We start from the raw sequence: 12,487 nt of genomic DNA, 5'->3' as shown, positions 1-12,487 counted from the left end.
GGGCTCGCCTGCGGTGGCGGGCGGGGCGGCGGGTGGGCCTACGTCGATGGTCGGCAGCATGGCGGTCAGCGGCCCTCGTCCCGGCCGGCGCCCTCGTCCTCGCGCAGGTCGAGGCCGATGTCGAGGATCGGGGAGGAGTGGGTGAGGGCGCCGACGGCCAGATAGTCGACGCCGGTCTGCGCGTAGGTGCGGGCGTTGGCGAGGGTCAGACGGCCCGAGGACTCCAGCATCGCGCGGCCCGCGACCAGCTCCACGGCCTCCTTGGTCTGCTCCGGCGTGAAGTTGTCCAGCAGCAGCAGATCGGCGCCCTCGGCCAGGACCGGCGGGATCTGGTCGATCCGGTCGACCTCCACCTCGATCGCCAGGCCCGGGAACTCCTCCCGCACGGCCCGGAACGCCGCCGCCACACCGCCCGCCGCGACCACGTGGTTGTCCTTGATCAGCGCCGCGTCCGACAGCGACATCCGGTGGTTGACGCCCCCGCCGCAGCGCACCGCGAACTTCTCCAGGGCGCGCAGCCCAGGCGTCGTCTTACGGGTGTCGCGGACCCTGGTCCCCGTCCCCTCCAGGGCGTCGGCCCACGCGCGGGTGGCGGTCGCGATACCCGACAGGCGGCACAGGATGTTCAACGCGCTGCGCTCGGCGGTGAGCAGATCGCGGGTGCGGGTGGTGACGGACAGCAGCTTGGCGCCCGCCTCGACCCGGTCGCCGTCCTCGACATGCCGCTCGACCGCGAACTCGTCGGTGCACACGATCGACAGCACCGCCTCGGCGACCCGCAGCCCGGCGACCGTACCGGCCTCGCGGGCCGTGAAGTCCCCGGTGGCGACCGCGTCCTCGGGGATGGTCGCCACGGTCGTGACGTCCACGCCCTGGTCCAGGTCCTCCTCGACGGCGAGGTGAGCGATGTCCTCGACCTGTACGGGGTCGAGGTCGGCGGCCACCAGGAGCGCCGCCAGATCGGGGTCCAGACCGCAGGTCAGCGGGTCCAGCTCGTACGAGCCGTCGTCGCTGCCGCAGCCGCAGGCATCGCCGCAGCCGCCGCCGCTGGGGGCGCCGGTGGAGGGCCCGCCGATCTGGAGGAGGGGGAGGTCGGGGGTGCTGCTCACGGGGTGGCTCCGTATCGGGAAAGGGGCGGGGACGGTCGGTGGATCACGGGGTGCGGCCGGCGGTCGGCGGGAAACCGGCCGTCTGTGTCGTCCGCACGCTCAACGCGCGGTCCGCGTCGAGCGTGATGCGGAAGTGGCGGCGCCAGGAGGCATCGTCGCGCTCGGGGTGGTCCTCGCGCCAATGGCAGCCGCGGGTCTCCGCCCTGCGCTGCGCAGCGGCGACCAGCACCCGGGCGACACACAGGAGGTTGGTCGCCTCCCACGCCTCCACACCGGGCTCGGACGTCTTGGCGACGGTCGAGCCGGCGGCGTCCGCCTGCGCCTCGGCCGCTTCGCGCTGGAGCGCGCCGAGTCCGGCCGCGGCACGGGCCAGGCTGTCGGCGCTGCGCAGGACGCCCGCGCCGGCCGTCATGATCCGCTGAACGGCCGAGCGGGCCTCGGGGGCGAGGAGCGGGAGCGCCGTGGACGCCGGGGCGGGGGCACCGGGGAGCGGGCCCTCGGCGCCGTCCGCCACGGTGTTCGCGGCGGCGGCCTCGGCGATGTCCTCGGCGATCCGCTCCGCGAACACCAGCCCCTCCAGGAGGGAGTTGGAGGCGAGGCGGTTGGCGCCGTGCACACCGGTGCAGGCGACCTCGCCGCAGGCGTAGAGGCCGCGGACGGTGGTGCGCCCGCGCAGATCGGTGCGCACGCCGCCGGAGGCGTGGTGGGCAGCCGGCGCGATGGGGATCGGCTCGGTGATCGGGTCGATGCCGTTGGCGCGGCAGGCGGCGAGGATGGTCGGGAAGCGGTCCTCCCACATCCGGGCGCCGAAGTGCCGGGCGTCCAAGTACATGTGCTCGGTGCCCTGTTCGTGCGCCCGCCGCACGATCGCCTTGGCGACGATGTCACGCGGCGCCAGCTCGGCGAGTTCGTGCTGGCCCACCATGAAGCGGATGCCGTCGGCGTCGACGAGGTGGGCGCCCTCGCCCCGTACCGCCTCGGAGATCAGCGGCTGCTGGCCCTCCGCGTCCGGCCCCAGATACAGGGAGGTGGGGTGGAACTGGACGAATTCGAGGTCGGAGACCTCGGCACCGGCGCGCAGCGCCAGCGCCACACCGTCACCGGTGGAGACCGCCGGGTTGGTGGTCGCGGAGAACACCTGCCCCATGCCCCCGGTGGCGAGGACCACCGCCGGGGCGTGCACCGCGCCGACGCCGTCGTGCTGCCCCTCCCCCATCACGTGCAGGGTGACGCCGGACGTCGTGCCGTCGGCGTCGGTGAGCAGGTCGAGGACGAGCGCGTTCTCGATGGTGCGCAGCCCGGCGGCGCGGACCGCTTCGACCAGCGCGCGGGACACCTCGGCGCCGGTGGCGTCGCCGCCGGCGTGCGCGATCCGGCGGCGGTGGTGGCCGCCCTCGCGGCCGAGCGCGATCTCGTCGCTGCCGGGCGCGGTGTCGAAGCGGGCGCCGGCCGCGATCAGCCGGTGCACGGCGGCCGGCCCTTCGGTGACCAGCGCCCGTACGGCCGCCTCGTCGCACAGCCCGGCGCCCGCGACCAGCGTGTCGGCCAGATGCTGCTCGGGGGTGTCGCCGTCGCCGAGCGCCGCGGCGATGCCGCCCTGGGCCCAGCGGGTGGAGCCGTCGTCCAGGCGGGCCTTGGTGACGACGACCGTACGGCGGCCGGCGGCGGCGCAGCGCAGTGCCGCGGTCAGCCCGGCCACCCCGGAGCCCACCACGACGACGTCCGCCTCGATGGACCAACCGGGCGCGGGGGCGGTCAGGCGTATGCCGGGGCTGACGGTGGTGCCGGGGGCTATCGCATGGCCGGGGCCGGTCGTGGTCATCGGGGCGCTCCGAGGGGGCCTTGGGGAGTGGTGACGGGGTGTACGGGGGACGTCGCGGCGCACTCCGGCCCGGAGCCGGCGGCTCCCGGGGCGGGCGGGCCGAACACGAGGTGGATGTTGTCGATGAGGCGGGTGGTGCCGACCCGGGCGGCGACCGCGAGGACCGCCTCGCCCTCGTACGCGTCCGGCACCTCGGTGAAGTCGGTCGGATCGACCAGCGCCAGATAGTCGACCTCCAGCGGCGGGTCGAGCTCGGCTGCGTCCCTCAGGACCGCGCGGGCCGCGGCGCGGGCCACGGCGGGGCCGTGCGGCGGCCCGGCGGCGGCGCAGGCCACGGCGCGCGCATCGGCCGCGGCCCGGTCCTCACCGAGGGCGGCCAGCGCCGCGGAACGGTCCTGCACGAGGTGGCCGGCGGAGGCGGCGCGCACCCGCAGCGCCTCCTCCGCCGCCAGCCGGTCACGCGCCGCGAACAACGCGGCGGACAGCGCGAGGGCGGTGCCCCGCTCGGCGCGGGACAGGTAGCGGTTGCGGCTGGAGCGGGCGAGGCCGTCGTCCTCCCGGACCGTCGGCACACCCACGATCTCGACGGGGAAGTTCAGGTCGGCCGCCATCCGCGTGATCACCGCGAGCTGCTGGGCGTCCTTCTCCCCGAAGAACGCGATGTCGGGCACGGTCAGGTGCAGCAGCTTGGCGACGACGGTCAGCACGCCGTCGAAGTGGCCCGGCCTGCTGGCCCCCTCCAGGAGCGTGCCCATGGGGCCGGCGGCGATCCGGATCTGCGGCTCACCGCCCGGGTAGACCTCGTCGGCGGACGGCGCGAACACCACGTCCGCGCCCGCCTCCGCGGCCAGCGCCACATCCGCGTCCAGGGTGCGGGGATAGCGGTCCAGATCCTCGCCCGCGCCGAACTGCAGCGGATTGACGAAGACGGTGACCACCACCTGCCCCCGCGCACCGGCCCGCGCGCGGGCCGCCCGGATCAAGGTGGCATGGCCCTCGTGCAGGGCCCCCATGGTCATGACGACGCCGCGCGGACCGCCCGCGCCGCTCGCCAGGTCACGCAGCGCGGCAGCGGTGTGGACGAGGCGGGCGGACCGGCCATGCCGGGCGGTCCGCCCGGCCGGCGCCGAGGCGGCGGTCATCGCTCGCCTCCGGTGGAGCCGTCGCCGTCGTGGCCTCCGGTGGAGCCGTCGCCGTTACGGGGAGTGTCGTCGTCGGAGGTCTCGTCGCGGGGAGTGTCGTCGCGGGAGGTGTCCGGGTCCGGGTCCGGGTTCTCGGAGCGGTCGTCGTGCCCGGCCCGCCCGGTGCCGCCACCGGCGCTGTCGCCGTGGCCGGCTCGCCCGGTGCCGCCACCGGCGCTGTCGCCGTGCCGGTCCGGGGCGGGCCCGGCGAGCACCTCCAGCAGGTCCTCGGCGAGCTCCGGCTTGAGCAGGCCATGGGCCAGCGCGCGGTCCGCGGTTGTACGGGCCATGGCGAGATACCCGGCGACGCTCTGCGGCGCGTGCCGGCGCAGCTCCTCGACATGCGCGGCGACCGTCCCCGCGTCCCCTCGCGCGACCGGCCCGGTCAGTGCCGCGTCACCGGACCGCAGGGCGTTGTCCAGTGCCGCACCGAGCAGCGGGCCGAGCATCCGGTCCGGGGCCTCGACGCCCGCCGCTCGCAGCAGCTCCATGGACTGCGCGACCAGGGTGACCAGGTGATTCGCGCCGATCGCGAGCGCGGCGTGATAAAGCGGACGCGCCGATTCCGCGATCCACTCGGGCTCCCCGCCCATCTCGATGACCAACGCCTCGGCGGCCATCCGCAGCTCGACGGGCGAGGTCACCCCGAACGAGCAGCCGGCCAGCCGCTGCACGTCCACGGGCGTGCCGGTGAAGGTCATGGCGGGGTGCAGCGCGAGCGGCAGCGCACCGGCGCGGGTGGCCGGGTCGAGCACGGCCGTCCCATAACGCCCCGAGGTGTGCACCAACAGCTGGCCCGGCCGTACGGCGCCGGTCTCCGCGAGGCCGCGCACCAGGTCGGCGAGGGCGTCGTCGGGGACGGTCAGCAACACCAGGTCGGCGCGGGCGAACACCTCGGCCGGGGTGACCAGCGGGACATCCGGGAGCAACTCGGCGGCACGTCGCACGGAGGCGTCGGAAACCCCCGAGACGGCGACCGGACGATGCCCTGCGAGCTGCAAGGACGCGGCGAGGGCGGGCCCGACACGGCCTGCACCGACGACTCCGACGGTGAGCCGGGCGGGGCGGTCCTGGGCCGAGGGGGGTCCCCCCTGCTCGAGCGGAGCCGAGAACTCGGGGGAGGGTGGGATTGCATTCACGCGGCGGTGGCCTTCCGTTCCAGTCCGCGGGGGGTACCGGACGATTCCTCGCCATGCTACGCGAGTGTTTCCGGCGCCTTTCAGGGCTGCACAGAGGTGAGACGCGACTCTCGTCCGTACCCCGCCCCACGACTTGTCCACAACCTTATCCACAGGGGTCGCGGACGCGCGCCGCTCTGCGCGATGCTCCCTGCAACAGCACGACCGAACACAGAGAAAAGGCAGGTGGGGGCCGTGGAGCAGAGTGCGCGGGAGCGGACCGGGAAGAACGGTGACCGCTGCGCCGAGCGGGCGCGGCGACTCGCGGCGCGGCGGGGCTCGGAGCGGGTGCTGGCGGGCGGCGCATCGGGCGAGACGGTCCGCGAGCGGCTCGACCGCCTGCTGGCCGACGCCCCCGCCGCATACGACCTGGGCGACTGGACGGACGTCTACGGCAACGACGACGGCATCGTGGGCGAGCTGGAGCGCCGCACCGCCGAGGCCCTGGGCACAGAGGCCGCTGCCTTCTTCCCCACCGGCACGATGGCGCAGCAGGTCGCGCTGCGCACCTGGGCGGGCCGCACCGGCAACACCACGGTCGCCGGCCACCCCCTCTCCCACCTGGAGGTACACGAACGCGATGCGTACGCGGTGGTCAGCGGGCTGCGCATGGTCCATCCGACGCGGGCACCGCGGCTGCCCACCGCCGAGGAGATCACCGATGTGCAGGAGCCGTTCGGCACCCTCGCCCTCGAACTGCCGCTGCGGGACGCGGGATTCGTCCTCCCGCAGTGGGCCGACCTGACGGCCACCGTGGCGGCGGCGCGGGACCGTGACGCGGTGGTCCACTTCGACGGCGCCCGACTTTGGGAGTGCGGCCCGCACTTCGGCCGCTCGCTCCCGGCGACAGCCGCCCTCGCGGACAGCGTCTATGTCTCGTACTACAAGTCGCTGGGCGGCATATCGGGTGCCGCCCTGGCGGGCACGGACGACTTCGTGGAGGAGACCCGCGCCTGGCGGCACCGCTACGGCGGCCAGCTCTTCCAGCAGTGGCCGGCCGCGCTCGCCGCGCTCGCCGGACTGGACCGCGAGCTGCCGCGGCTGCCGGAGTACGTGGCCCACGCGAAGGTCGTCGCGCAAGCGCTGGACGACGGCCTGGCCGAGGCGGGTGTGCCGTGGTTCCGGATCCATCCGGCGGTGCCGCACACCCATCAGTTCCAGGTGTGGCTTCCGCATCCGGCCGGACTCCTGGACGACGCCGGCGTCCGGCAGGCGGAGGAAACCCGGACGACGCTGTTCCGCCAGTGGTCCGAGCCGGCCGGCGACGGCCCGCCCGGGGTGTCGATGACGGAGGTCACGGTGGGGGCGTCGGCGATGTGCTGGACGGCCGAGGACGTGCGCAGGGCGGCCGGGGAGTTCGTCAGGCGGGTGGGGGTGGTGGGTGGGTGAGAGGCCGTGGGTGGGTGAGAGGCCGTGGTGGGTGAGAGGCCGTGGTGGGTGACAGGCCGTGGGTGGGTGACAGGCCGTGGGTGGGTGACAGGCCGTGGGTGGGTGACAGGCCGTGGGTGGGTGACAGGCCGTGGTGGGTGACAGGCCGTGGTGGGTGACAGGCCGTGGTGGGTGACAGGCCGTGGGTGGGTGACAGGCCGTGGTGGGTGACAGGCCGTGGTGGGTGAGGGCGGGGTGAAGGACGGGGCCAAGAGCCGGGCTGCGGGGCGCGTCGGACTGCGGGGGTGCTGCGGGGCCGGCTGCGGGGGTGCGGGGGTACCGCGGGGCCAGCTGCGGGGGGAGTGCCGCGGGGGCGGGGGGTGCGGGCACAGGCGTTGTGGGGGTGTGGGGCGTCCGGCCGGTGAGGGTGGGCCGGCTGCGGCGGGGCGGTCGCGGTTGTCGTGCCGCGGGTTATGAGGGCATAGGAGGCCGTCCCGCCGTGGGGCGGCCCGGGGCCGTGGCCGGGGCCGGGGCGATGCGGCGCGAAGTGGGCGCGGGGGCGGGGGCAGAGGCGGAGGCGGAGGCGGAGGCGGAGGCGGAGGCGGAGACAACGGTGGTGGTGGGTGGGGCGGGGTGGGTGGGGCGGGGGGAGGGGGAGGCCCCCAAGAGCGCGCGGCGCTTCACGACCCGGGCCACCACCCCCCGCACCCTCCGCCCCACCCGAGCCCGAAGGCGGTCCGCCGGGTCGGTCACCACGGCCTGAAATCGTCGCCACTGCCGGATCTCGCGGACCGTACGGACGGTTTCGACGCCCGGGGCGACGGGGGCCGCTTCGCCCCGCTGAGCGGCGCGGTAGGCATCGAGCAGGTGCTGCTGGCTGGCGTTCATGCCGCTCACTGTGCAGCGGCCGGGCCTCTCCTGGCGCGTCGATTGACGGGAGCCGTCAAACGACGACGGTGCAGGTCGTCACCTCGCGCATGATGGGCGCATGGCCAACGTCATCGACATCACCGGGCTGCCGCCGGAGCGCATCGTCTTCTGCCCCTCCCCCTTGGCGGAGCTGGGCGCCGCGCTGCACGCTCTGTCCGAACCGGGGCACCACCCCGGGCTGCACGGCTGGGTCACCGCGACCAATGCAGGGCTGAAGCCCGACCTTGCCGACCGGTTGTGCGAGGCGGATTTCCTGTGGCGGTCGGCGCGTTCCGACATCCTCCTGCCGGCCCGCCCCGGCGCGACGCTGGCCGAGGAACTGGACGAGCTGGACCGGATCGACGACGAGCGGTTCGTGGCAGCCGCGTTCGAGATCAGTTGCTCGGCCACGTATTCCCAGGTGACGCCGTCGCCGTTGGTGGATGCCGACGAGCGGGCCCGGGTAAGGGAGATGGCCGCGGCGCGCGGCCCGCGGCAGGCTGCTTTCACGGACCGGATGCTCACCGATCCGGACGGTCTGCGGGTGTGGCTGCGCCGCCTGTTCGAGGACTGTGAGGAGGCGTTCTTCGGGGACATCTGGCGTCGGGTGGGGATCCAGCTGGCCGCCGACGCCCGGCACAAGACCGAGCTGCTGCGCCGCAAGGGGCCGACCGAGACGCTGACCGCGACCTCGGCGGCCCTCGCGCTGGAGGAGACCCCTACCGGGACCCGCATCCTGGTCGACAAGCTGGCCAGGGGCCGTACGACGGCGTACGCGAACCCCGCGGACCCCGGCGTCACCTTCCTGCCCACGTCGTTCGGCTGGCCGCATCTGCTCTTCAGCCATGCCCCCGGCTGGCGTCCGGTGCTCCAGTACCCGGTCGCCGGGCCCGAGTTGCCGGCGCCGGCCGCACTGGAGCTGGTCCAGCAGCGGCTGGAGGCCCTGGGCCACCCGATGCGGATGCAGCTGTGCCGGACGCTGTCCCGGGGGCCGCACACGACGGGGGAGTTGGCGACGCAGTTCGGGATCACCTCGCCGGAGGTGTCGCGGCACATCGCGACGCTGAAGAAGGCGGGGCTGATCCAGACGCGGCGGCGCGGGCGGTACGTGCTGCACCAGCTGGACCTCCAGGTGGTGGCCCGGCTGGGCAGCGACTTCCTCGAGGGCGTACTGCGGTGAGCCCGGGGGCGGCGGGCGCGCCCGGGCCGTGCGAACGTTCCCCGAGGCGTCCGACGCGCCCGGCCTGATCCCGACGAAGGTCCCCAGTTGCCCTGCCTGATCCGGACAAAGGGCCCCAGTTGCCCTGGAGGAACTTCTTCGCCAGGGCGGCACCGCCGCAGTTCGGCCCCCGTCCCAGGACGATCTCCGGGCCGGCCCCGGGGCCGCCGGACCACGCCCCCGGGGACCTCGGATTACGCGCCCGGCCCGCCCCCGGCCCGCACCAGCCCCGTCTCGTACGCCAGCACCACGGCCTGGACCCGGTCCCGCAGGCTCAGCTTGGTCAGGATCCGGCCCACATGCGTCTTGACCGTGGCCTCCGACAGCACCAGTTGGGCCGCGATCTCGCCGTTCGACAGACCCTGTGCGACCAGCAGCAGTACCTCGCGTTCGCGGTCGGTCAGCCGTTCCAGCTCGGGGCGCACGGGTGCGGCGGAGGTGGCGGGCAGCATCGGTGTGAAGCGGTCGAGGAGACGGCGGGTGGTGGACGGGGCGACGACCGCGTCGCCGCTCTGCACCGCCCGGATCGCGGCGAGCAGTTCGTTCGGCGGCACGTCCTTGAGCATGAAGCCGCTGGCCCCGGCCTTCAGCGCGGAGAAGGCGTACTCGTCGAGGTCGAAGGTGGTCAGGATGAGGACCTTCGGCGCGTCCTCCTTCTGGCCGCCCTCGCAGATCCGCCGGGTGGCCTCCACACCGTCCAGATGCGGCATGCGGACGTCCATGAGGATCACGTCGACCCGCGTCGAGCGCAGCACCTCCAGCGCCTGCAGCCCGTCCCCCGCCTCCGCGACGACCTCCATGTCGGGCTGTGCGGCGAGCACCATCCGGAAGCCGGTGCGCAGCAGCGCCTGGTCGTCGACGAGCATCACGCGGATGGACATGGCGAGGGGGTCCCTTCAACGGTGGGGCTACAGGGTACGGAGCGGGCCGGGCGGGCGATCGGAGCGACGGGAGGTGCGGTCGGGGTGACGACGGGGTGACGACGAGTGCGGGCGCGGCTCCTGGCGGGCGCAGCTCCTGGCGGGCGCAGCCGGTGGGCTCACCGCTCCGGTTTCAGCGGCAGTACGGCGCTGATCCGGAACCCGCCCCCCGGTCGCGGCCCCGCGTCCAGGCTGCCGCCGACCATGCCCACGCGTTCGCGCATCCCGATCAGGCCGTGGCCGAGGCCGTCCGCGCCGCCTTCTTCGTACAGCTCGTGCTGCGCGCCCCGTCCGTCGTCCTCGACCAGCAGGTCGACGTCGTTGTCGCGGTAGGCGAGGCGGACGGTGGCGCCGGCGTCCGGGCCGCCGTGCTTCCGGGTGTTGGTGAGTGCTTCCTGAACGATGCGGTACGCGGTCAGCTCGACGCTGCTGGGCAGCCGGCGTGCCTCGCCCTCGATCCGGAAGTCGACGGGCAGTCCGGCGCCCCGCACCTGGTCGATGAGGTCGGCGAGCTCTTCGACGCCCGGCTGCGGTACGTATTCGCCGCTCTCGGCCTGTTCGCCGGTGCGCAGGACGCCCAGCAGGCGGCGCATCTCGGCCAGGGCCTGCCGTCCCGTGCCGGAGATCGTCTCCAGGGCCTGCCGGGTCTGCTCGGGTGCGGCGTCCAGGACGTAGGCGGCGCCGTCGGCCTGGACGACCATGACCGAGACATTGTGGGCGACGACGTCGTGCAGCTCGCGGGCGATCCGGGCGCGCTCGGCCGCGACCGCGATCCGGGACTGGGCCTCGCGTTCCTTTTCGAGGCGGGCGGCCTTCTCCTCCAGTTGCGCCCAGTAGGCGCGACGGGTCCGCATGGAGTCACCGAGCACCCAGGCGAGCACGAAGGGAACGGTGAGCAGCACCGTGAAGAAGAGCCCTTGCCACACCGGCTGATAGTCGGGGGAGTCCGAGAAGCGCCATACGGACAGTGCGGGGCTGATGAGGGCCCCGGCGAGGGCGCAGCGGGAGGCCCAGCGGACGGTGCCGGACGCGACGGTGTAGGTGATCACGAACAGCGCGAAGTCACCGGGGTTGGTCGGGATTTTGAAGACCAGCTGGCCGACGCCGATGGCGGCGGTCAGCAGCAGCATCTGCACGGGGGCCCGGCGGCGCAGCGCGACGACGGCGCAGAGACCGATCGTGAAGATCGCGGCGATGATCTGCCGGGCGTCTCCGGTTTCGGACACGATCCACAGACAGGTGAACCCGAACAGGAGGACGGCCCAGAAGGTGTCCACTCCCGTCGGGTGTCTGCGGAGGAAGTCGTAGAGGCGCTGCACGTAACCCAGCGTAGGCAGCCGGAATAGGTGTACGGGTCAACCGCTGGAGCGATCCTGTGCGCGGGGCGTACTCCCCAAGGTGGAGACCGAATGCGCCATCGCATCCGCCTGCGGTCGGTGTGGGCGCCGGGCCCGGTGACTGTTCTCGGCCCGCCCGTAACGTGGGGTGGGTGATGAATGAGTGGCAGGGCTGGCGAGTGGCGATGGAGCGGGCGCTGTACGGCCCGGACGGCTTCTACACCCGTCCCGGTGGCCCCGGCCCGGCCGGTCACTTCCGCACCTCCGTGCACGTCTCCTCCCTGTACGCCGGTGCCGTCGCCATCCTGCTGCGCCGGGTGGACGCGGCGCTGGGGCACCCGGAGGAGCTGGCGCTGGTCGATGTGGGGGCGGGCCGTGGTGAGCTGCTGACGGGGGTGCTGGGCGCGCTGCCGGACGCGGTGGGGGCGCGGGTGCGGCCGTACGCGGTCGAGCTCGCCGCGCGCCCCGAAGGGCTCGATCCGCGGGTCGAGTGGTGTGCCGCACTGCCGGACGAGGGCTCGCTCACGGGACTGCTGTTCGCGAACGAGTGGCTCGACAACGTGCCGCTCGATGTCGTCGAGACGGACGCGCAGGGGGTGTCGCGGCGGGTGCTCGTAGGGGGCGACGGAGTGGAGCGGCTGGGCGCGCCGGTGGACGGGGCGGACGCGGAGTGGCTGGCGCGGTGGTGGGCGCCGGCGCGGGGCGGGGAGGCGGTCCCCGGGATGCGGGCGGAGATCGGGCGGCCGCGGGATGCCGCCTGGGCGCGGGCGGTCCGAACGCTGCGGGGCGGGCTCGCGGTCGCCGCCGACTACGCGCACCAGGGGACGGACCGTCCGCTCTTCGGGACGCTCACCGGGTTCCGGGAGGGGCGGGAGGTGCGGCCCGTGCCGGACGGCAGTTGTGACATCACGGCGCACGTGGCGCTGGACGCGTGTGCGGGGCCCTCGGCGGAGCGGCTGAGCCAGCGGGCGGCGTTGCACGCCCTCGGCGTGGACGGCCGCCGTCCACCGCTCGCGCTCGCCTCCGCGGATCCTGCCGCGTACGTGCGGGCCCTCAGCTCGGCAGGGGCGGCCGCCGAGCTGACCGATCCGGCAGGTCTGGGCGCCTTCGGCTGGCTGCTGGAGCCGGTGGGCGCGGCCTGCTCGGGGCTGCTGACCGAGTAGCGGGGCTGCTGACCGAGTAGCGGCGCCGCTGACCGAGTAGCGGCGCCGCTCCGCGCACCGTGGCCCCGCGGGCCGCACGGGCCGCACGGGCAGCGCGGGCAGTACGGACCGCACGGGCAGTACGGGCGGCACGGGCGGAGCACTGCTCTCGGAACGGGGCGGCGATCGCGGGCCGGTCCGGTGCCCTCGGCGTGGTGCGCCGCTCGCGTCGGAGCGCCGTACGGGCCGGCGGACACCACCCAGCACACGGACCGGAGCACGGCACACACGGGATCACGCCG

The 12,487-nt window shown here is 74.5% G+C and carries 10 protein-coding genes; 3 read left to right on the top strand and 7 right to left on the bottom strand.

The genetic code is table 11. From position 1 onward, the window contains the following. Window positions 1-65: 65 nt before the first annotated feature. From nadC to ACGFML_RS20230, 4 genes are read right to left on the bottom strand one after another with little or no spacing between them, the layout of a single operon-like run. Window positions 66-1,109: a carboxylating nicotinate-nucleotide diphosphorylase gene (gene nadC, locus ACGFML_RS20245; protein WP_393545488.1), complete on the bottom strand. Its 1,044-nt coding sequence runs from the start codon at window positions 1,107-1,109 to the stop codon at window positions 66-68. Window positions 1,110-1,152: 43 nt separating this feature from the next. Next, on the bottom strand, window positions 1,153-2,931 hold the full coding sequence (locus ACGFML_RS20240; RefSeq protein WP_393545486.1) for an L-aspartate oxidase: 1,779 nt from the start codon (window positions 2,929-2,931) through the stop codon (window positions 1,153-1,155). Then, window positions 2,928-4,073 carry a pantoate--beta-alanine ligase gene (gene panC / locus ACGFML_RS20235; RefSeq protein WP_393545484.1) on the bottom strand — a complete coding sequence of 382 codons (1,146 nt, stop codon included), beginning with the start codon at window positions 4,071-4,073 and terminating at the stop codon, window positions 2,928-2,930. The genes ACGFML_RS20240 and panC overlap by 4 nt, the downstream gene beginning before the upstream one ends. Beyond that, window positions 4,070-5,242 (bottom strand): Rossmann-like and DUF2520 domain-containing protein, encoded by a 1,173-nt coding sequence (locus tag ACGFML_RS20230; protein WP_393545607.1) that lies wholly within the window; start codon window positions 5,240-5,242, stop codon window positions 4,070-4,072. Before ACGFML_RS20230 ends, panC begins: the two co-directional genes overlap by 4 nt. A gap of 192 nt (window positions 5,243-5,434) precedes the next feature. Here ACGFML_RS20230 and ACGFML_RS20225 point away from each other — a divergent pair, with 192 nt between their 5' ends. Beyond that, entirely contained in the window at window positions 5,435-6,679 is a 1,245-nt protein-coding gene (locus ACGFML_RS20225; RefSeq protein WP_393545483.1) for a threonine aldolase family protein, read from the top strand. Between the two features lie 450 nt (window positions 6,680-7,129). On the opposite strand, the gene ACGFML_RS20220 is transcribed toward ACGFML_RS20225, so the two are convergent. Continuing rightward, complete coding sequence (locus tag ACGFML_RS20220) at window positions 7,130-7,546, bottom strand: hypothetical protein (RefSeq protein WP_393545481.1); 417 nt, start codon at window positions 7,544-7,546, stop codon at window positions 7,130-7,132. Between the two features lie 100 nt (window positions 7,547-7,646). Between ACGFML_RS20220 and ACGFML_RS20215 the strand changes: the two genes are divergently transcribed. Beyond that, entirely contained in the window at window positions 7,647-8,747 is a 1,101-nt protein-coding gene (locus ACGFML_RS20215; RefSeq protein ID WP_393545479.1) for a DUF5937 family protein, read from the top strand. 233 nt (window positions 8,748-8,980) lie between these two features. On the opposite strand, the gene ACGFML_RS20210 is transcribed toward ACGFML_RS20215, so the two are convergent. Both ACGFML_RS20210 and ACGFML_RS20205 read right to left on the bottom strand, forming a co-directional pair. Beyond that, window positions 8,981-9,667: a response regulator gene (locus ACGFML_RS20210; RefSeq protein WP_393545477.1), complete on the bottom strand. Its 687-nt coding sequence runs from the start codon at window positions 9,665-9,667 to the stop codon at window positions 8,981-8,983. 158 nt (window positions 9,668-9,825) lie between these two features. Beyond that, on the bottom strand, window positions 9,826-11,025 hold the full coding sequence (locus tag ACGFML_RS20205) for a sensor histidine kinase (RefSeq protein WP_393545476.1): 1,200 nt from the start codon (window positions 11,023-11,025) through the stop codon (window positions 9,826-9,828). Between the two features lie 173 nt (window positions 11,026-11,198). Here ACGFML_RS20205 and ACGFML_RS20200 point away from each other — a divergent pair, with 173 nt between their 5' ends. Then, window positions 11,199-12,206: an SAM-dependent methyltransferase gene (locus ACGFML_RS20200; RefSeq protein WP_393545474.1), complete on the top strand. Its 1,008-nt coding sequence runs from the start codon at window positions 11,199-11,201 to the stop codon at window positions 12,204-12,206. The last annotated feature ends 281 nt before the right edge of the window (window positions 12,207-12,487 follow it).

The organism is Streptomyces sp. NPDC048650 (genome assembly GCF_043199095.1).
GTDB lineage: Bacteria > Actinomycetota > Actinomycetes > Streptomycetales > Streptomycetaceae > Streptomyces.
The sequence above is the reverse complement of the archived record's forward strand: the minus strand, read 5'-3'. Positions and strand labels throughout refer to the sequence as shown.

Coding starts and splice junctions, on each gene's coding strand:
- ACGFML_RS20240 (WP_393545486.1), bottom strand. CDS start 2,931: ATGACCACGACCGGCCCCGGCCATGCGATAGCCCCCGGCACCACCGTC.
- panC (WP_393545484.1), bottom strand. CDS start 4,073: ATGACCGCCGCCTCGGCGCCGGCCGGGCGGACCGCCCGGCATGGCCGG.
- ACGFML_RS20225 (WP_393545483.1), top strand. CDS start 5,435: ATGCTCCCTGCAACAGCACGACCGAACACAGAGAAAAGGCAGGTGGGG.
- ACGFML_RS20220 (WP_393545481.1), bottom strand. CDS start 7,546: ATGAACGCCAGCCAGCAGCACCTGCTCGATGCCTACCGCGCCGCTCAG.
- ACGFML_RS20215 (WP_393545479.1), top strand. CDS start 7,647: ATGGCCAACGTCATCGACATCACCGGGCTGCCGCCGGAGCGCATCGTC.
- ACGFML_RS20210 (WP_393545477.1), bottom strand. CDS start 9,667: ATGTCCATCCGCGTGATGCTCGTCGACGACCAGGCGCTGCTGCGCACC.
- ACGFML_RS20200 (WP_393545474.1), top strand. CDS start 11,199: ATGAATGAGTGGCAGGGCTGGCGAGTGGCGATGGAGCGGGCGCTGTAC.